The organism is Microvirga sp. 2TAF3 (genome assembly GCF_052114965.1).
In the GTDB taxonomy this organism is placed as follows: domain Bacteria; phylum Pseudomonadota; class Alphaproteobacteria; order Rhizobiales; family Beijerinckiaceae; genus Microvirga.
Genome location: NZ_JBFRFT010000010.1, coordinates 119,651 through 137,655 on the forward strand (window position 1 = coordinate 119,651; position 18,005 = coordinate 137,655).

Below are 18,005 nucleotides of genomic sequence, written 5' to 3' on the forward strand. Positions count from 1 at the left end.
GCTGTCGGACATGATCGGCTCTCCTGCGAAACCCGGTGAAGCAATGGGGCCATTGCCCCTCTCATCGGAGCGGCGGGACGGCGAGGATGTCGACGGCGAGGGACCGCAGGACCTCCTCGGTCACGCTCCCCAGGAGCGCCTTGGCGATCCCCGAACGGCCGTGCGTCCCCATGATCAGGACATCGGGCTTCAATTGCGCCACCGCCTTGGAGATCACCGCGAACGGGGCACCCTCCTCGACGCGCACCGAGCGCCCGTGATCATCGAGCCCGTTCGCCTCCAGGAACGCGACCAGCTCCTTGGTGGCCCGTTCACGCGCGTCGGCCACGTAGCCGTCAATGGTGTCCCGGCTGAGCCCGGCATAAAACATCTTCCCTTTCGCCAGCGGCAGGAAGGCATGAACGACCGCAGGCCGGGCGCTGCCGGGCAATCCCAGGGCCATGCCGGTTCTGATGGCGTTCACAGACGGCTCGGACATGTCGACGGCGGCCAGGGCTGTCCGGTAGGGCCGATCCACCTCCTTGTTCACCATCAGGACCGGGAACGGACCCGTGCGGATCACGCGCTCGATGGTCGTTCCGACAAGGATATCACGCAGGAGCTGCTTACGGTGGGCTCCCATGACGACGAGATCCGCCCTCGTCGACGCGGCGGCGCGAAGGATGCCGTCGAACGGGTCGCCGGTAACGACGAGGGCGCGTGACCGGAGTCCACGCAACTCAGCGATCGCACCGATCTGCTCGCCGAGAATCCGCTCGGCCTCGCGCCTTTCGAGCCCGACCAGATCCGGTGGCCGATCATCGTCCACGACGTGCATGAGGGTGAGTTCGGCAGAGCTGTCCCGCGCCAGCAAGCCAGCGCGCCGCAAAGCCCGTTGCGATCGGGTCGAGAAGTCCGTCGCTGCGAGGATGTGCATGGATTCGTCTCCTGTGGGTTCGGCGGCAGTCTTGCTTCCGCTAGCCGATCTGGTCGATCACGATCTTCCGGATCTCCTCGCGGGTCAGAGTGTAGGGTTGAGGCGTCCACGTCGGTACCGCGTGCACCTTTCGCTCAGTTTGCCGGGGACGTTGTGATTTCTTGGTCATTGGGATTTTGTTTTCAGTTTTCATTTCTTCTTCTCCTTGGCTGCTTTGGGCAGGTGCCTAGCAGTGTGTTTTCGTTGTGGGCTCAGGCGCTGAGGCCAGCCATCCGCTCGGGCTGGAAATGCACCCGTTGCACCGTCAGCCCAAGCCGTCCGCCCGTTGGCCCTTGCCACTCGATCGAGTGTTCTTCCGCCAAACCTATGAGGGCCGCACCGACCTGCGTTAGGACCGAAATCCGTCCGGCATCCAGATCCTCCTCGCCCGGCCACGACAGCGGACTGGCATTTTGGCTCTTCGTATCAGGACCATCCGCAGACGATGACCGAGACCGGATCGCTGGCCGGGAAGGTCTCCTGCAGGGCATCGTCAAGCCGACGGTCGAGATCGTCCCGCGAGTTCCTATCCCCCTTGCCTGACGGATCGGGGACATTCCGGGCGGGGGCCGTTTCATCCGGCAGGAGCTTGAACCGGACATCCTCCACCACGACCTCGTGCACTGGCCCATCCGGGTTCGTCCGGAAGGGCATGCGGTCGCCCACGCGAAGGCCGAGCAGGGCGATCCCCAAGGGCGTCAGCACGGACAGTTCCGCCCCCGGCCAGAGCAGGTCCTCCGGATAGACCAGGACATGCGCCATCGGCCGTCCGGTGCCGTTGAGCCGGTACGTGACCTTCGCGTTGGTCGAGACCACGTCCTCCGGCAACGCGTCGGGATGACAGAGCGAGGCCCGCCGCAGCTCCGACATCAGAAACTCGCGACGGGACCTGCGCCGATGGCGGTTCATGGCAGCGGCAGACATGAGGCGGTTGTAATCGTGCGTCGCGATCATGATTGGCGGCAAGTCAACGGTTGTGTTCATGAGATGATCCTCCTGGCAGGACCGATCCGGGAATCGTGACCGCGCTTCGTCCAGATGGACGGCAGGGCTCACCCGGGATCGGGTTTGCTGACTTCAAAATTGCAAGATTGGTCATGACCCCGAACGACGGCGGCGCGAGGCGCCCGCCCGAATTCGGGGTTCAGCGGCCTGCGAGGAGGCGGCCCCCGCGGAGGATGAGGATGTGACGCGATGTAATCATGACAATGTTAACGTAAGTATTAAACATCAGGATTCAAGACCGCCACTTTCACGAAGAAATTATCTGCCCCAAATCTCCTTCATAGGGACGAATCCAAAAGCAAAACGCGCAATAGAAGTTTATTGCATCAATCATTTTCTAGTTTTATCGTAAAACTATATTGTTATATGGGCGAAACAAGAACTCAAATGGGGAGGGAGCATGAGGTTTCGTGGGGCACGTCGATCGGCGGGCTGATATCAGCAAGGGTAGACGATTGCCGCCGATCGCTGTTCGTTCGGATACGATCCTCGTTCCACTGAGCAGTTGCATCATTGGCTTTGAACGGCACGGCAGAGGTCCAAGATCAGGAGGGCGCAGTCTCTTATGCCCTCCAGCTTCGGCCGCCAAATCGCCCATTCGTGCAACAAAGCCGTTTGTTAGGTACTTTTAGTCCGATGTGCCTTGCCCCTGGAGATAACCGTGCTTTCGGCTGTCGGGCATTGAAAACGCGGATAGAAGCGCCACTGCGCACAGGGCCGTCACATACCAGAAGAAATAGCTCTCGACGCCGTAGTCTTTGAAGAGTAGGGCCATGTATTCAGCAGAGCCCCCGAAAACCGCATTGGCAATGGCATAGGCGAGACCGACCCCAAGCGCCCTCACCTCCGCCGGAAACATTTCGGCTTTCACAAGCCCGCTGATGGAGGTGTAGAACGATACAATCGCCAAGGCTGCCATAACAAGAAAATACGCCGCAACCGGGTTCGTGACACCACCGATCGCGTGTAGCAGCGGGACTGTGCAGATCGTCGACAAAACGCCGAAGGCCAACATGGCGTTCCGACGCCCGATGCGATCCGAGAGGGCGCCGAAAAGAGGCTGGATTACCATGTAGGTAAACAGCACGGCCGTCATAACGATATTGGCGGTGCGGTCGTTCATCTGAGCCGTGTTGACCAGATATTTCTGCATATACGTGGTGAAGGTGTAGAAGATGAGCGAGCCACCCGCCGTGAATCCAAGCACAGTCAGAAATGCTCGGCGGTGATGGTTCCAGAGCCCGTGGATCGTTCCGGCCTCCCTGCGGGAGCGCGTCTCAGCCGTCGAGGTTTCGGGCAAGGTTCGGCGCAGGTAGAGCGCGACAACAGCGGTTGCGGCACCAATGAGGAACGGGATGCGCCAGCCCCAAGCACGGAGATCGTCCGGGCTGAGCGCGAGTTGGACCAGCAGCACGACCAACGAAGCCAACAGCTGCCCACCAATCAGCGTCACGTACTGGAACGAGCTGTAAAAACCCCGTTTGCCGGCCAAGGCCACTTCACTCATGTAGGTGGCGGTCGTGCCGTACTCGCCTCCTACCGAGAGGCCCTGAAGCATACGTGCCAACAACAACAGAATCGGAGCGAGAATGCCAATCGAGGCGTATGTGGGCATGAGAGCGATAAACAATGATCCTGCGCACATCATGATGACGGAAATAACCATGGAGGTGCGACGCCCGTGCTTGTCGGCCAAACGGCCGAAGACCCAGCCGCCGATGGGCCGCATCAGAAACCCAATCGCAAAAACCGCTGCTGTGTTGAGAAGCTGAACAGTTGGATCCGTTCCGGGAAAGAAAGCATCTTTGAAATAGAGCGCGGTGAAGGCGTAGGCGTAGAAGTCATACCACTCCACCAAGTTGCCGGACGAGCTGGCGATGATGGCCTTGACGCGTGCGCGGTTGTCCATTGCGGACCCGAGCGGGGCGGTCCCCATGGGGGTGATGGCAGTATCGGCATGGCTGGGGTTAACCATCGGCGGAGGCCCCTTGATCCTACGATTGAACGCGTAAGTGGAATCCCGCGCGGATGCAAAAAGTTCGGCCAGAGAGTGCCGAATTTTGCCGGTTGAGGCTTGGCAGCTGCGGCGATGCACGAATGAGCCATTTGGCGGCGTTGTCACACCAATGGGTTTTACTTGCCTATACTGCCCTCGAGTGAATGCCGGATTAGGCATTTTCAATGGCTTAGACTGCCGAGACACACAGCCAAGATAGCCTTTACCTGCCTGATGTGACAACGCCATCTGAGCCTCTCGGCGAGGTAATCCCTGAAGAACACCTCCGGGGCCTTCCCGCCGAAATGTCCCGCCGGATAGGCGGCGGCCAAGCCCGCCCACATCTCGACGAGACGGTCGATCATCCGTCCAATGGCTTCGTCGTGCTGATCCGCACGGAGATTATGGGCCTGCTTGCGCTCCTGCATGTAAGCCGCGGCAAGTCGCGTCGGCAGCTCCCGCGCGAACGCGGCGAGCTTGTGCCGGTCGGTGATCTGTGATGGTTCGGACGGAGAGCTTGGCATGGATTGCTCCTGTTCGCGACGACGTTCAGAGGCAGACACCGTGCGGACCTATAACGCTTCAAATCCCTCTCCGGGGCAGATCTGGATGGCTGTCACTTCAGGTCTCGCAGCGGCCTAGAGGCGCCGATCCGGACGTGCGGATTCTGACCCGGCCTGCCTCCCAAAGGTCCTGCATCCGGCCGCAGCCGTGTCGGCTACTTGGATCCTTCGTACGCTACCCGGAAGATCGTGCCGTTGGCGTCATCGCTGATCAGCAGGGCGCCGTCCCGCGCAACGGCGATGCCAGCGGGCCGGCCCCAGACCGTTTTTGCATCCAGCACGAACCCGGTCATGAAGTCCTCATAGACGCCGGTCGGCTTGCCGTCCTTCATGCGGGCGCGGACCACCTTGTAACCGGTCCTTTCTTCCCGGTTCCAGGACCCGTGCATGGTCGCGAAGGCGTCGCCCCGGTACTCGGCCGGAAACGCGTCCGCGTCGTAGAAGACGAGCTGGAGGGTGGACGAATGCGCCTGGAGCAGGACATCGGGCACGAGGACCTTGTCCTTCAGATCGGGGCGCTCGCCGGCATGGGCCGGGTCCTCGTTGCCGCCCGTGTAGTACCAGGGCCAGCCGTAGAATCCGCCCTTCTGCACGGTGGTCAGGAAATCGGGCACCAGATTGGCACCGAGGTGGTCGCGCTCGTTGCCCGTGCACCACAGGGTGTCGGTGCCGGGTTGAATGGTCATGCCGGAGCAGTTGCGCAGGCCGGTCGCAAAGTTGCGGACGCTCTCGCCTTCCGGGTCGAACACGCGCACCACGGCGCGGTTCTCTTCGTCGCCCCAGGCAGCGCCGACCCCGTGCGTCTTTTCGTACGCGCGGATCTCTTCAGGTGTCTTCGTCGGCATGTTGGGGGCGACATTGGTCGATGAGCCAATGGAGACGAAGAGGCGTTGGCCGTCGCGCGAGGCCGCCAGGTCGCGCGTCCAATGCCGCTTGGTGGGAATGTCCGGAATGATGACCTCTGCCGGCCCGGTCGCCTTGCGGTCGCCGACACGGTACGGGTAGCGAACGACCTGGTTGGTCGCCCCCACATAGACATATCGGGGTTCGGCCGGCGGATAGAACACGATGCCAAAGGGCTTCTGCATCCCCTCGCTGAAGACCTCGGGCTTCGCCGACGCGCCTTTGGCCGCCTCGGCGGGGAAGACCAGGACGCGTCCGCTTCCGCTTTCCGCTACGAAGATGTCGCCGTTCGGGGCGATCCGGATGACGCGGGGCTGGTTCTGATCCCTGGCGAACACCTGTACCTTGAAGCCCTGCGGTACCGCCGGCAACTTGCCTTCCGGCGCCGGGACGACGTTGGCCATGTTCTCGAAATCCGGCGCTTCGGGGTCGTTTTGAGCAAGGCTCGGCGGCGGCAGGTCGGCGGGCCTGATGTGCCGACTGACGCCGGGGGCGTCGCTCTCCCAGGTGCCGAACGCCGCGGCGCCGATCCTTACCTCCTGGGCGTGCCCGGGTGCCAGCAAAACGAAGGCCAGTGGAAGACTCGTCAGGATCGCTGCGGCGCGCATCACTGCCTCCCGAAAAAGCTCCCCTGCCCAGTGTTGGCAAACGGGTGCCGTCAGTTTTTGGTTCCGCAGGGAGGTAGGCACAGATGATAAGGCCGGCTCGTTCTCATTGGCGCAGACGGGAACCGATGATGGCGCTGGCGCGTTGGCGCGATCGCGGAGACGATCGATGGCCAAGACGGTGCTGATCTGCGGCAAGATCTTCGACGGCCTCGGCGACACGCTCCGTGGGCCCACGGAGATTCTGATCGAGGACGACGCCATCGCCGAGGTCTCCGAGTCGGTTGGGCGACCAGAAGGTGCGCCAGTCATCGATCATGGCACGGACTGCGGCATGTTCCCGTTCAGCCATGGCATCCTCGAGTTCCAGGCGATGGTGGCCGCCGGGCTGCCGCTGGCCGACATCTCGGTTACGACGAAGGTGGACTTCGTGATGAAGGCAGGCCGCGTGTATCGGCATGGATCCTACGACATCCTGCAATGAGCGTCCGGCGCCTATGCTTTCATCAACGAACGCTATGTCATCGAGGTGCGTAAGGACGCCCCGTTGGAACTGCTCGGGCCGGCCCCCTACACCCATGAGAAGTGCACGACGCTGGCGATGACCATCATTAGGAGATCATGATGGCTGAACACACCACCCAAAACGGCGCATCCTCGATTCTGGCGAATATGGGCACGTTGTTGTCTGATCTGGAGGCCCTCTACAAGGACATCCATTCCCATCCCGAACTGTCGATGCAGGAGACACGGACGGCAGGCCTCGCCGCCGATCGGCTCAAGAAAGCCGGCTATGAAGTGACGACCGGCGTCGGCAAGACAGGTGTCGTGGGACTGCTCCGCAATGGCGATGGACCAACGGTGATGCTGCGTGCCGACATGGATGCGCTTCCGATCGCCGAGAACACAGGCCTTCCCTATGCCAGCAAGGTCATGGCGACGGATGCCGACGGAAACACCGTGCCGGTCGGTCATATGTGCGGCCACGACATGCATGTCACCTGGTTGGCCGGTGCGGCGACCTTGCTGTCACAGGCGCGCAATACTTGGAAGGGCACGTTGATGGCCGTCTTCCAGCCGGGGGAAGAAACCGCGCAAGGCGCGCAGGCAATGATCGATGACGGCCTTCTCAAGCGCTTCCCCATGCCGAATGTCGTGCTCGGCCAGCACGTCATGGTCGGTCCCGCCGGTTCGGTCGCCGGAAGTGCCGGCCCGATCACCTCGGCGGCGGACAGTCTGCAAATCCGCCTGTTCGGGCGGGGTGCGCATGGATCGATGCCGCAAGCCAGCATCGATCCCGTCGTGATGGCCGCATCCACTGTCCTGAGGCTCCAGACCATCGTGTCCCGCGAGGTCGCCGCTACCGATGCGGCGGTGGTGACGATTGGCGTCCTGCAAGCCGGCACGAAGGAAAACGTCATTCCTGACGATGCGATCATCAAGCTCAATGTGCGGACATTCGATGCTGGCGTGCGCAAGCATGTGCTTGAGGCAATCGAGCGGATCGTCAATGCCGAGGCCGAAGCCTCGGGTGCCCCGCGCAAGCCGGAGATCACGCCTCTCGACCGCTACCCATTGAATGTGAATGACGAGACGGCGAGCAACCGCATCGCTGAGGCTTTTCGCGGCTACTTTTCGTCCGACCGAGTGAAACATACAGGCCCCGCACCGGCCAGCGAGGATTTCGGCTGTTTCGGCACCGCATGGCAGGTGCCCTCGGTGTTCTGGTTCGTCGGCGGCACTGATCCGGCGGTCTATGCAAAGGCCAAGGCGGCGGGCAAACTGAATGAGCTGCCGGTCAATCACAGCCCGCAATTCGCGCCGGTCCTGCATCCAACCCTGGAAACGGGCATCGCGGCGCTGGTCGTCGGCGCGCTGGCCTGGCTTGGCGCAGACAAGAGCTGAAGGGTACCGGGCAGGGATGGCCGCGAAGTTCCAGCTTTCACCGACGGGCCAACATGATCACCATTGACGTCTTCGTGCGCATTCTCGACCTTGCCGGCACCTTCGTCTTTGCGATCAGCGGAGCGGTTGCGGCGGTCAATCGCCGCCTCGACGTTTTCGGCATTCTGGTTCTGTCCTTCGTTGCCGGGAACTTCGGTGGAATTACCCGCGACGTGCTGATCGGCGCGGTGCCGCCGGCAGCCCTGACCGACGGGCGATATCTACTGGTTTCGGTCCTGGCCGGGCTTATCACCTTTTTCTGGTACGCCGGCGTCGACAAGCTGCGCAGCCCCGTCCTGCTGTTCGATGCGGCCGGCTTGTCGCTCTTTGCGGTCACGGGCGCTCAAAAGGCGATCGAATTCGGACTGAACCCGATCATGGCCGCCCTTCTTGGCATGCTGACCGGGATCGGTGGCGGCATAACACGCGATGTTCTTCTCACTGAGATTCCGCAGGTGTTGCGGTCGGACCTCTACGCCGTTGCCGCGCTCGCCGGCGCATCCGGCGTCGTCATTGGTGATATACTCGGCTTCTCTTACGGCGTCTCGGCTCTGGCTGGAGCGGTGTTGTGTTTCGGTCTTCGCTTCATGGCCATCAGGCATGGCTGGCATCTGCCGATCGCACGTCGCGCCGGCCGGAGGCCACCCGAAGCAGACACTTCGGATGACAACGACGCATCCTGAGCCGCCGCGTCGCAATATTTTGTTTCTGAATGAAGCCTACTGAGGCTGAAATCTCAGTAGTGGAGGACGCGACGTTCAAGGGCAGGCATTTCGATCAATCCATGATCCTGCTGTGCGTGCGGTGGGATTTCGCCTACAGCCTGAGTAAGACCCGAGTTTATCGGTTACGATCACCCTGGGCACGTAGCACAAGCCCTTCAACGGCTCGCCAGAGGTCGTGCAGTTTGCCCCGGATGCTGACAAACACTTCATCCAGAAGCAAGCTGTCTCCGGGCCGCGCAGAGACTTGTCTCTCCGCTCATGCGCCCGACGCATAATCTTGGTCGAAGACCCGGCGATCGACGTTGTCGCCATCGTGTGCACTCGCCGATGGCCGGCTGACTGGTTTCGTGTCACTGCGACGGCTGATCCGGCGAAATTGGGCAGGGGTCATCCCGTAGCGTGCCTTGAAACTCCGACCGAAATGGGAGCTGTCGGAAAAGCCGAGTTCCGCTGCGATCAGGACGGCCGGAAGGGCGCTGTGCTCAAGCATCCAGCGCGCATGCTTGAGGCGCAGGGCCATGTAGCTCTCCTGTGGGCTCTCGCCCAAGTGGTCACGGAAGTGACGCTCAAGCTGCCGCACGCTCAATGAGAGCGCCCCAGCGAGATCCTGGATGGAGAGCGGCTCCATCAGATTCTGCTCCATGAGGAGCAGGGCCCGCGAGACAAGGCGGTCATTCTTTGCCGCGGCAACAAACGGGGCGGGCTGTGCGGTGTCTCCTGAACGGGGCCGCTCAACCAGGAGGATGTGCAGAGCCTTATAAGCCTGAGCCGGGCCCAGATGGTCACTGACCAGGCGAGCCGCGAGATCGGCCACGCCGGCCCCACCGGAGCATGTAATACGGTCACGATCGATCACGTAAAGGCGGTCGGCGATCGGAACGAGGTCCGGAAATTCCTCCAGAAAGTCCCGGTAGTGGTACCAACTGACGCAGCACTTGCGATCGGTCATCAAGCCCAGGCGGCATAGGACGAAGCTGCCGGTGCAGACTCCGATGAGCGTCACGCCGGCCTGGGCTGCGGCTCTCAGGTATTGAGCAATCTCGGGAGGGAGCCCGTGAGCGCCATGTAACAGCCCCCCCACGATCACCAGGTAGTCGAACGCCTTCGGGTCGATGAAATCCGAGGATGGCTGAATGTCGATCCCGCTGCTGGACCGGACTGGCCGGCGCTGCGGACTCATGACCTCCCATGCACAGGCGATCGGTCGACTGAGGTCCCCCTCGTCCGCCGCTAGGCGCAGCACGTCCAGGAAAGTCGAGAAGGCCGTCAGGGTGAACTTCGGCATGAGCACGAAGCCGACTTTCAGCTTGCGACCGGTTTGCGCCATTTTCTTCCATCTCCTGTCGCATCCATTCTACTCCAATGTCGCGCAAATACGAAGTCCAATGGCCAATGTACGGCATAACAGACGGACAGCACGAGGTTGTTCCGATGCGCCGATTTTCGCTCCTCACGCTTCTGAATGAGGCGACGAATGCTCACCAGGGATGGGGGCGTCAGTGGCGCGCCCCGGAGCCGAAGGTCGGCTACGACGCCGTCATCGTAGGGGGCGGCGGGCACGGTCTCGCCACGGCCTATTACCTGGCGAAAGAACACGGCATGCGGAACATCGCGGTGCTCGAAAAGGGATGGATCGGCGGCGGCAATACCGGCCGCAATACCACCATCATCCGCTCGAACTACCTCTATGACGAGAGCGCCGCGATCTACGAGCATGCGCTCAAGCTCTGGGAGGGCCTGTCCCAGGAGCTGAATTACAATGTCATGTATTCGGCCCGCGGCGTCATGATGCTGGCCCACAACGTCCAGGACGTGCAGAGCTTCAGGCGCCACGTCTACGCGAACCGCCTCAACGGCATCGACAACGAGTGGCTGACGCCGGAGGAGGCCAAGGAATTCTGCCCGCCGCTGAACATCTCAAGGGACCTGCGCTACCCCGTCATGGGCGCAGCCCTGCAACGTCGCGGCGGCACGGCTCGCCACGACGCCGTCGCCTGGGGCTATGCCCGCGGCGCTGACGCGCTCGGCGTCGACATCATCCAGAACTGCGAGGTGACGGGCATTCGCCGCGGTCTCAGCGGCGCGGTCGAGGGCGTGGAAACGACGAAGGGCTTCATCCGCACACCGCGTGTCGGCGTCGTCGCGGCGGGCCACACCAGCGTGATCATGGAAAAGGCCGGTGTTCGCATGCCGTTGGAGAGCTTCCCGCTCCAGGCGCTTGTTTCCGAGCCGGTCAAGCCGGTCTTTCCCTGCGTGGTCATGTCGAACGCGGTCCATGCCTACATCTCGCAATCGGACAAGGGCGAGCTCGTCATCGGCGCAGGCACGGACCAATACGTGTCCTACAGCCAGCAGGGCGGCATCCACATCGCGGCGCACACCCTCGATGCGATCTGCGAACTGTTCCCGCAATTCACCCGCATGCGTATGCTGCGCAACTGGGGCGGCATCGTCGACGTGACCCCGGACCGCTCTCCCATTATCGGCAAGACCCCGGTGCCGGGCCTGTTCGTCAATTGCGGCTGGGGCACCGGTGGCTTCAAGGCCACGCCCGGTTCCGGCCACGTCTTTGCCCACACCATCGCCAAGGGCGAGCCCCATCCAATCGCCGCCCCCTTCACCATGGACCGCTTCCGTACCGGCCGCCTCATCGATGAGGCGGCGGCGGCGGCCGTTGCACACTGAGGCACACCATGCTGCTTGTGACCTGCCCCTATTGCGGCCCCCGCCCGGAGATCGAATTCCGGTGCGGCGGCGAGGCCCATATTGCACGCCCGGCCGAGCCTTCGAAGCTCAGCGATAAGGAATGGGCGGAATTCTTGTTCGTCCGCACCAACGCGAAGGGTGTCTTTGCCGAGCGCTGGAATCATGCCCATGGCTGCCAGCGCTGGTTCAACGCGCTCCGCGACACGGCAAGCGACCGGTTCATCGAAACCTACAAAATAGGTGAACAACGGCCTGACCGTGCACCCAGGCAGGAGAGGCTCTGATGACCCAGGCTCACCGACTCCCCAAGGGCGGCCGTATCGATCGCACGAAACCTGTCTCGTTCAGTTTCAATGGGCAGCCCGTGCAGGCCTATGCGGGCGACACCGTCGCTTCCGCGCTGCTCGCCAGCGGCATTCATCTCGTCGCCCGTTCCTTCAAATATCACCGCCCGCGAGGCATCGTCGGCCATGGATCGGACGAGCCGAACGCGCTCCTCGACGTCGATCGTGGGCGCGGACGGGCCGATCCGAACAACCGCGCCACGGTGGTGGAAGTCTTCAATGGCCTGACCGTCGCCTCGCAGAACCATTGGCCGTCGCTCGATTTCGACGTCGGCGAGGTGAACGATCTTCTCTCGCCGATTATCGTTTCCGGGTTTTACTACAAGACCTTTATGTGGCCGCGCTCGTTCTGGACCAAGGTCTACGAGCCGCGCATCCGCGCCGCCGCCGGGCTCGGCCGCGCGCCGACGATCCCCGACCCGGATCGCTACCAGTATCGCCACGCCCATTGTGACGTGCTCGTCGTCGGCTCCGGCCCGGCGGGTCTTGCTGCGGCGCTGGCTGCCTCCGAAAGCGGCAAGCGCGTCATCCTTGTTGACGAGCAAGCGGAGCTCGGTGGTTCTCTGTTGCACGACGTGACCTCGCTGATTGACGGCATCACGGCGCAGGACTGGGTCCGGACGGCGGTCGATACGCTGGATGCTTGCGCCAACGTGGTGGTTCTGCCGCGCACGACGGCCTTCGGCTATTACAACCACAATCACATCGCCTTGGCGGAGCGCGTGACGGATCACCTCGTCGACCCGTCATCCAATCTTCCGCGCGAGCGACTCTGGCAGGTGCGCACCAAACAGGTGGTGCTCGCCACTGGCTCCCATGAACGGCCGCTCGTGTTCGCCGATAACGACAGGCCGGGTATCATGCTGGCAGAGAGCGTCCGCGCCTTCATCAACCGCTATGGCGTCGCGCCCGGACGGCAGATCGTGTTCGCCACCAGCGGCGCCTCCGCTTACACGGCGGCCACCGATGCCAAGGCGGCGGGGCTCGCCGTCTCCGTGGTCGATTTCCGCAGTGAGGCGGAGTGTGGGCCGGAGGTCGCGCAGTTGCGGTCTATGGGCTGCGAGGTGCTGACGGGCCACACCGTTGTCGGCTCCCGGGGGCGCAAGCGCGTCACTGGCCTCATCGTGGCTCCAGTCAGTGCCGATGGACGGGTTGGCGCGCGTCGCACGCTGCCCTGCGACTGCGTGGGCATGTCCGGCGGCTGGACACCCGCCATTCACCTGTTCTCCCAGTCACGCGGCAAGGCCCGCTACGAACCCTCGCTGGACGCCTTCGTGCCGGGCACGTCGGTGCAGGCTGAGCGCTCGGCCGGCGCGGCCAAGGGGGCATACCAGCTTTGGGAATGTCTGTCGCTGGGTTGGGCGGCCGGTGCCGAGGCGGCGGAGCATGCGACTGAGCGAACGTTCGGCGCCACGAACAGCCTCACCGCCTTCAGGCCGGTGCAAGTGCTGCCGACGAACGCTAATCCGAAGCGCGTGCGCGCCTTTATCGATTTCCAGAATGACGTGACGGCGAAGGACATCAAGCTCGCGGTGCGCGAAGGTTTCGAGTCCATCGAGCACGTCAAACGTTACACCACTACCGGCATGGCGACGGACCAGGGCAAGACATCGAACATGAACGCGCTCGGTCTGGTGGCCGGTATCCTCGATCGTCCCATTCCGGCGGTCGGCACCACCACCTTCCGGCTGCCCTATACGCCGACCACCTTCGGCGCATTCGTCGGCCCGAGCCGCCATCACCTGTTCGATCCGATCCGCACGACGCCGATTCACGAATGGGCCGCCGCCCAGGGTGCCGAGTTCGAGAATGTCGGGCTGTGGAAGCGTGCCTGGTACTTCCCGAAGGCGGGCGAGGATATGCATGCCGCCGTGGCGCGCGAGTGCAAGGCCGCGCGCACGAGCGTCGGCATCTTCGATGCCTCGACGCTTGGCAAGATCGAGGTCGTGGGCCCGGATGCCGCCGAATTCATGAACCGCATATACACCAATGCGTGGCTGAAGCTCGAGCCCGGCAAGTGCCGCTACGGTCTCATGCTGAAAGAAGACGGCTACATCATGGATGACGGTGTCGTTGCGCGCCTCGCCCATGACCGCTTCCATGTGACCACAACCACGGGTGGCGCGCCACGGGTGCTGGCCCATATGGAGGATTACCTCCAGACCGAGTGGCCCGATCTCAAGGTCTTTCTCACCTCGATCACCGAGCAATATGCGGTCATTGCGCTCCAAGGGCCGAAGGCGCGCGAGGTGATCGAGCCGCTGGTGACCGACATCGATCTGTCGCCCGATGCATTCCCGCACATGTCCGTGCGCGCCGGCTTCATCTGTGGCGTTCCCTGCCGTCTGTTCCGGGTGTCGTTCACTGGCGAACTTGGCTTCGAGGTCAACGTGCCTTCCGACTATGGGCGATCCGTATGGGAGGCACTCCTCGAGCGCGGCAAGTCCCACGGCATTACGCCCTACGGCACCGAGACCATGCACGTGCTGCGCGCCGAGAAGGGGTTCATCATCGTCGGTCAGGAAACGGACGGCACGGTGACGCCGGACGATCTCGGATTGTCGGGGCTTATCGCGAAAACGAAGCCGGACTTCGTCGGCAAGCGTTCACTTTCGCGGCCGGACATCATCGGCGCAGGGCGCAAGCAGCTTGTAGGGCTCATGACCGATGATCCGGGCGAGGTGCTCGAAGAGGGAGCTCAAATCGTGACGGATCCTAACCAGGCGATTCCCATGCGCATGGTGGGACACGTGACCTCCAGCTATTGGAGCTCAAACTGTGATCGCTCCATCGCGCTTGCGTTGCTGTCCGGTGGACGCTCACGCGTCGGGAGCCGCATCTATGTAACGACACCGACGGGCTTCACGACCGCGAAAGTTTGTGAGCCGGTGTTCTTTGATCCTGCAGGGGAGCGCGTCAATGCTTAAGGCTAGCCAAGCCGCCCGCCGTGATATGTCACTGTCGACCCGGCAACCCGTCGCGAGCCCTGAGGCAATGGCGCGGGTCGCGATCCGATCGCTCCCTGCCCAGGCTCGCTTCTCGCTTCGGTTGAACGAGACCGAGGTGGCAAGTGCCGGGACTGCCGCGGGGTTCAAACTCGACATTCCGGTCAATACCCGCTCGGGTTCGGCCGAGCTGTCCTCGATTCGCCTCGGCCCCAACGAGTGGATTCTGACCGGGCCCTACGGCGATGCGGAGGTCATCGTGGGCCAGATCGATGCGGGGCTCAGGGGTCGCTTCTACACCCTCGTGGATATCAGCCACCGCAACGTTGGGATCACCGTCTCCGGCCGTCGCGCGGCCGAGGTGCTCAACAGCGGCTGCCCGTTGGATCTCGCGGAAGCCGCTTTTCCAACAGGTATGGCGACCCGCACGTTGATGGGCAAGGCCGAGATCGTGCTCATGAAGCTCGATGACACGCCGACCTATCAGGTCGAGTGCTGGAGGTCGTTCTCGACCTACGTGCGCGACTACCTAGTCGAAGCAGCCCGTGAGTTCGAACCTTCCATCGCCTGATCCAGAGCGAAGCTCCCGTGACCAGTGCTTTTGAACTCTTCAAAATCGGTATCGGGCCATCAAGCTCGCATACGGTCGGCCCCATGGTGGCCGCGGAGCGCTTCATCGAAGAGCTGAAGCGTGATGGCCTCGATCCGAGCCGGATCGTGGCCGAGATTTACGGATCGCTGGCCTGGACCGGTCGCGGGCATGGAACCGATACGGCGATTTGCCTTGGCCTTCTCCGAGAGGCACCGGCCACAGTCGACCCGAACAGGGTCGCGGACCTCGTCCATGATGTTCAGGAGACAAAGCGGGTTCTGATCGGCAACAATGTCATGGCCGAGTTCAATCCGGCCCGGGACATTGTCTTCAACATGAAGGATGTGTTGCCAGGGCATTCGAACGGCATGCGCTTTTCCGCCCTCGACGCGGATGGCTCCGTCATCTCCGAAAGGATCTATTATTCGATCGGCGGCGGGTTCGTCGTGCTCGAGGGCGAGGCGGAGGACGGCAAGGTCGCGCCCGTGCCGTACCCGTTCCGCACGGCCGAAGAGCTGCTGTGCATCTGCGCGAAAGAGAATCTGACAATCGGTGAGGTACAACTTACCAACGAGCTGGCCGTGCGCTCCCGCGAGGAGATCGATCAGCGCCTGGACGCCATTCGTGACGCCATGTTCGCTTGCATCGACCGGGGGCTGTGCATGGAGGGCGAACTGCCCGGCGGTCTTCGGGTCAAGCGTCGGGCGAAGGGCCTCTACGAAGAGCTGCAGAAGGGGCGCAATAAGAACCATCGCACCCCGCATGAGGTGATGGACTGGATCAGCACCTACGCCATCGCAGTCAACGAGGAGAATGCCTCCGGCGGCCGAGTGGTCACGGCCCCCACGAACGGCGCTGCCGGCATCATCCCGGCCGTCCTGCGTTACTGCCGCGATTTCTGCTCCGAGTACACGCCTGAGGGTAGCCGCACGTTCCTGCTGACTGCCGCCGCGATCGGCAGCCTGATCAAGCGCAATGCCTCTATCTCGGGCGCCGAGGTTGGCTGTCAAGGCGAAGTGGGATCGGCCGCCTCGATGGCGTCCGCCGGGCTGGCGGCGGTGCTGGGCGCCACGCCCGCCCAGGTGGAGAACGCCGCGGAGATCGCCATCGAGCACCATCTTGGCATGACCTGCGATCCCATCGGAGGATTGGTGCAGATCCCTTGCATCGAGCGGAATGCATGTGGCGCGAACAAGGCCATAACAGCAGCTTCTCTGGCACTTCGGGGGGACGGGACACATCGTGTTTCCCTCGATCAAGTGATCGAGACGATGCGCCAGACCGGTTCGGACATGCAGTCGAAGTACAAGGAGACGTCTCTGGGCGGGCTCGCGGTCAATGTTGCCGAATGTTAAGGGAGGACCATATGTTTACGCATCCGCTTGCTATCCCTCTTGTGAACAGCGTCCTGCCGGGAGCAGCTCTGCATGACAAGGCAGTCTTCGACGCGATACGCGCCGAACTGCAACGGCAGCAGGATCAGATCGAGCTGATCGCGTCCGAGAACATCGTGTCGGAAGCAGTTCTCGCAGCTCAGGGCTCGGTCTTCACCAACAAGTACGCTGAGGGCTATCCAGGGCGTCGCTACTACGGCGGTTGCGAGCATGCCGATACCGTGGAGGCAATTGCGATCGGGCGCGCCTGCAAGCTGTTCGGATGCGGCTTTGCCAATGTGCAGCCACACTCGGGCGCCCAAGCCAATGGCGCCGTGTTTATGGCCCTGTTAAAGCCCGGCGACACGATTCTGGGCATGGCCCTGTCCGCCGGCGGTCATCTGACCCATGGAGCCCCGCCGACCATGTCGGGCAAGTGGTTCAAGGCTGTCAGCTACGGCGTTCGCCGGGAGGATGCGCGGATCGACTATGACGAGGTCGAGAGACTGGCACAGGAGCATCGGCCAAAATTGATCATCGCCGGGGGCTCCAGCTATCCCCGTGTCATCGACTTCGCACGCTTCCGCTCAATCGCAGATGCAGTCGGCGCCTATCTGTTCGTTGATATGGCACATTTCGCCGGGCTCGTGGCCGCAGACGTCTACCCATCGCCGTTCCCACATGCTCATGTGGTCTCAACCACAACGCACAAGACTCTGCGTGGCCCGCGCGGCGGCATGATCCTCACCAATGATGAGGCCATCGCCAAAAAGATCAATTCCGCGGTGTTTCCCGGCATCCAGGGCGGTCCGCTGATGCATGTCATTGCGGCTAAAGCAGTTGCCTTTGGCGAGGCGCTGGAGCCTCCGTTCAAAGCCTACGCGACCGCCGTGGTGGAGAATGCCCGCGCGCTGGCCACTCGTCTGGTAGAGCGCGGCGCCGCTATCGTGTCCGGTGGCACGGACAGCCATGTCGTCCTGGTCGATCTGCGTCCTATTGGTGTGACCGGCAAGGCCGCCGAAGCAGCCCTCGAGCGGGCCGGGCTTACATGCAACAAGAACGGCATTCCGTTTGATCCCGAGAAGCCCGCCGTGACGTCGGGTATCCGTCTCGGAACACCGGCCGCCACCTCTCGCGGATTTGGCATCAACGAATTCGAGGGGGTCGGTGACTGGATCGCGCGCGTGCTGATTGGGCTCGCTCAGAACGGTGAGCCCGGGAACACGGTAACGGAGAAGCAAGTCCGTCAGGAGGTCAAGGTGCTCTGCGACCAGCATCCGATCTACAGGTAATGGATGTCATCGGTCATGGAAGGCCAGAACAAACGGCGGGTGCAAACCTCTGCCGTC

Annotated in this window: 16 protein-coding genes and 1 pseudogene; 9 read left to right on the forward strand and 8 right to left on the reverse strand. The window is 62.7% G+C overall.

Annotated elements, in window-relative coordinates:
- Nucleotides 1-61: 61 nt before the first annotated feature.
- The 7 genes from AB4Y97_RS12165 to AB4Y97_RS12195 all read right to left on the reverse strand — a co-directional run bounded on the left by AB4Y97_RS12165 (nt 62) and on the right by AB4Y97_RS12195 (nt 6,030).
- Nucleotides 62-916: a universal stress protein gene (locus AB4Y97_RS12165; protein ID WP_441999303.1), complete on the reverse strand. Its 855-nt coding sequence runs from the start codon at nt 914-916 to the stop codon at nt 62-64.
- Nucleotides 917-956: 40 nt separating this feature from the next.
- Nucleotides 957-1,109, reverse strand: coding sequence for a hypothetical protein (locus AB4Y97_RS12170; protein WP_441999304.1), 153 nt, complete (start codon nt 1,107-1,109; stop codon nt 957-959).
- Between the two features lie 58 nt (nt 1,110-1,167).
- On the reverse strand, nt 1,168-1,446 hold the full coding sequence (locus AB4Y97_RS12175; RefSeq protein ID WP_441999305.1) for a GreA/GreB family elongation factor: 279 nt from the start codon (nt 1,444-1,446) through the stop codon (nt 1,168-1,170).
- Nucleotides 1,382-1,939, reverse strand: coding sequence for a GreA/GreB family elongation factor (locus AB4Y97_RS12180; protein WP_441999306.1), 558 nt, complete (start codon nt 1,937-1,939; stop codon nt 1,382-1,384). The genes AB4Y97_RS12175 and AB4Y97_RS12180 overlap by 65 nt, the downstream gene beginning before the upstream one ends.
- Before the next feature lie 649 nt (nt 1,940-2,588).
- Nucleotides 2,589-3,896, reverse strand: a complete 1,308-nt coding sequence (locus AB4Y97_RS12185) for an MFS family transporter (protein WP_441999338.1) — start codon at nt 3,894-3,896, stop codon at nt 2,589-2,591.
- 242 nt (nt 3,897-4,138) lie between these two features.
- Nucleotides 4,139-4,480, reverse strand: coding sequence for a hypothetical protein (locus AB4Y97_RS12190; RefSeq protein WP_441999307.1), 342 nt, complete (start codon nt 4,478-4,480; stop codon nt 4,139-4,141).
- Nucleotides 4,481-4,674: 194 nt separating this feature from the next.
- On the reverse strand, nt 4,675-6,030 hold the full coding sequence (locus tag AB4Y97_RS12195; protein WP_441999308.1) for a PQQ-dependent sugar dehydrogenase: 1,356 nt from the start codon (nt 6,028-6,030) through the stop codon (nt 4,675-4,677).
- A 166-nt stretch (nt 6,031-6,196) separates the two neighbouring features.
- Between AB4Y97_RS12195 and AB4Y97_RS12200 the strand changes: the two genes are divergently transcribed.
- The 3 genes from AB4Y97_RS12200 to AB4Y97_RS12210 all read left to right on the forward strand — a co-directional run bounded on the left by AB4Y97_RS12200 (nt 6,197) and on the right by AB4Y97_RS12210 (nt 8,654).
- Entirely contained in the window at nt 6,197-6,511 is a 315-nt protein-coding gene (locus tag AB4Y97_RS12200; RefSeq protein WP_441999309.1) for a hypothetical protein, read from the forward strand.
- Nucleotides 6,512-6,648: 137 nt separating this feature from the next.
- On the forward strand, nt 6,649-7,932 hold the full coding sequence (locus AB4Y97_RS12205; protein WP_441999310.1) for a M20 family metallopeptidase: 1,284 nt from the start codon (nt 6,649-6,651) through the stop codon (nt 7,930-7,932).
- Between the two features lie 53 nt (nt 7,933-7,985).
- Nucleotides 7,986-8,654, forward strand: coding sequence for a trimeric intracellular cation channel family protein (locus tag AB4Y97_RS12210; RefSeq protein ID WP_441999311.1), 669 nt, complete (start codon nt 7,986-7,988; stop codon nt 8,652-8,654).
- Between the two features lie 298 nt (nt 8,655-8,952).
- Here AB4Y97_RS12210 and AB4Y97_RS12215 read toward each other — a convergent pair whose 3' ends face one another.
- Nucleotides 8,953-10,023, reverse strand: coding sequence for a GlxA family transcriptional regulator (locus tag AB4Y97_RS12215; RefSeq protein WP_441999312.1), 1,071 nt, complete (start codon nt 10,021-10,023; stop codon nt 8,953-8,955).
- Between the two features lie 104 nt (nt 10,024-10,127).
- Here AB4Y97_RS12215 and AB4Y97_RS12220 point away from each other — a divergent pair, with 104 nt between their 5' ends.
- From AB4Y97_RS12220 to glyA, 6 genes and pseudogenes are all read left to right on the forward strand, one after another.
- Nucleotides 10,128-11,381 (forward strand): sarcosine oxidase subunit beta family protein, encoded by a 1,254-nt coding sequence (locus AB4Y97_RS12220; RefSeq protein ID WP_441999313.1) that lies wholly within the window; start codon nt 10,128-10,130, stop codon nt 11,379-11,381.
- An 8-nt stretch (nt 11,382-11,389) separates the two neighbouring features.
- Nucleotides 11,390-11,686, forward strand: coding sequence for a sarcosine oxidase subunit delta (locus tag AB4Y97_RS12225; protein WP_441999314.1), 297 nt, complete (start codon nt 11,390-11,392; stop codon nt 11,684-11,686).
- On the forward strand, nt 11,686-14,673 hold the full coding sequence (locus tag AB4Y97_RS12230; protein ID WP_441999315.1) for a sarcosine oxidase subunit alpha family protein: 2,988 nt from the start codon (nt 11,686-11,688) through the stop codon (nt 14,671-14,673). The genes AB4Y97_RS12225 and AB4Y97_RS12230 overlap by 1 nt, the downstream gene beginning before the upstream one ends.
- A complete protein-coding gene (locus AB4Y97_RS12235; protein WP_441999316.1) occupies nt 14,666-15,262 on the forward strand; it encodes a sarcosine oxidase subunit gamma in 597 nt (198 codons plus the stop codon). The genes AB4Y97_RS12230 and AB4Y97_RS12235 overlap by 8 nt, the downstream gene beginning before the upstream one ends.
- Nucleotides 15,263-15,279: 17 nt before the next feature.
- On the forward strand, nt 15,280-16,638 hold the full coding sequence (locus AB4Y97_RS12240; protein ID WP_441999317.1) for an L-serine ammonia-lyase: 1,359 nt from the start codon (nt 15,280-15,282) through the stop codon (nt 16,636-16,638).
- Between the two features lie 74 nt (nt 16,639-16,712).
- Nucleotides 16,713-17,948, forward strand: a pseudogene (gene glyA, locus AB4Y97_RS12245) (serine hydroxymethyltransferase); the annotation flags it as partial.
- Nucleotides 17,949-18,005: the final 57 nt, after the last annotated feature.

What these genes read in the sequence shown, in the direction of transcription:
- AB4Y97_RS12165 (WP_441999303.1), bottom strand. Translation starts at nt 916, where the DNA reads ATGCACATCCTCGCAGCGACGGACTTCTCGACCCGATCGCAACGGGCT.
- AB4Y97_RS12170 (WP_441999304.1), bottom strand. Translation starts at nt 1,109, where the DNA reads ATGAAAACTGAAAACAAAATCCCAATGACCAAGAAATCACAACGTCCC.
- AB4Y97_RS12175 (WP_441999305.1), bottom strand. Translation starts at nt 1,446, where the DNA reads ATGCCCTGCAGGAGACCTTCCCGGCCAGCGATCCGGTCTCGGTCATCG.
- AB4Y97_RS12180 (WP_441999306.1), bottom strand. Translation starts at nt 1,939, where the DNA reads ATGAACACAACCGTTGACTTGCCGCCAATCATGATCGCGACGCACGAT.
- AB4Y97_RS12185 (WP_441999338.1), bottom strand. Translation starts at nt 3,896, where the DNA reads ATGGGGACCGCCCCGCTCGGGTCCGCAATGGACAACCGCGCACGCGTC.
- AB4Y97_RS12190 (WP_441999307.1), bottom strand. Translation starts at nt 4,480, where the DNA reads ATGCCAAGCTCTCCGTCCGAACCATCACAGATCACCGACCGGCACAAG.
- AB4Y97_RS12195 (WP_441999308.1), bottom strand. Translation starts at nt 6,030, where the DNA reads ATGCGCGCCGCAGCGATCCTGACGAGTCTTCCACTGGCCTTCGTTTTG.
- AB4Y97_RS12200 (WP_441999309.1), top strand. Translation starts at nt 6,197, where the DNA reads ATGGCCAAGACGGTGCTGATCTGCGGCAAGATCTTCGACGGCCTCGGC.
- AB4Y97_RS12205 (WP_441999310.1), top strand. Translation starts at nt 6,649, where the DNA reads ATGATGGCTGAACACACCACCCAAAACGGCGCATCCTCGATTCTGGCG.
- AB4Y97_RS12210 (WP_441999311.1), top strand. Translation starts at nt 7,986, where the DNA reads ATGATCACCATTGACGTCTTCGTGCGCATTCTCGACCTTGCCGGCACC.
- AB4Y97_RS12215 (WP_441999312.1), bottom strand. Translation starts at nt 10,023, where the DNA reads ATGGCGCAAACCGGTCGCAAGCTGAAAGTCGGCTTCGTGCTCATGCCG.
- AB4Y97_RS12220 (WP_441999313.1), top strand. Translation starts at nt 10,128, where the DNA reads ATGCGCCGATTTTCGCTCCTCACGCTTCTGAATGAGGCGACGAATGCT.
- AB4Y97_RS12225 (WP_441999314.1), top strand. Translation starts at nt 11,390, where the DNA reads ATGCTGCTTGTGACCTGCCCCTATTGCGGCCCCCGCCCGGAGATCGAA.
- AB4Y97_RS12230 (WP_441999315.1), top strand. Translation starts at nt 11,686, where the DNA reads ATGACCCAGGCTCACCGACTCCCCAAGGGCGGCCGTATCGATCGCACG.
- AB4Y97_RS12235 (WP_441999316.1), top strand. Translation starts at nt 14,666, where the DNA reads ATGCTTAAGGCTAGCCAAGCCGCCCGCCGTGATATGTCACTGTCGACC.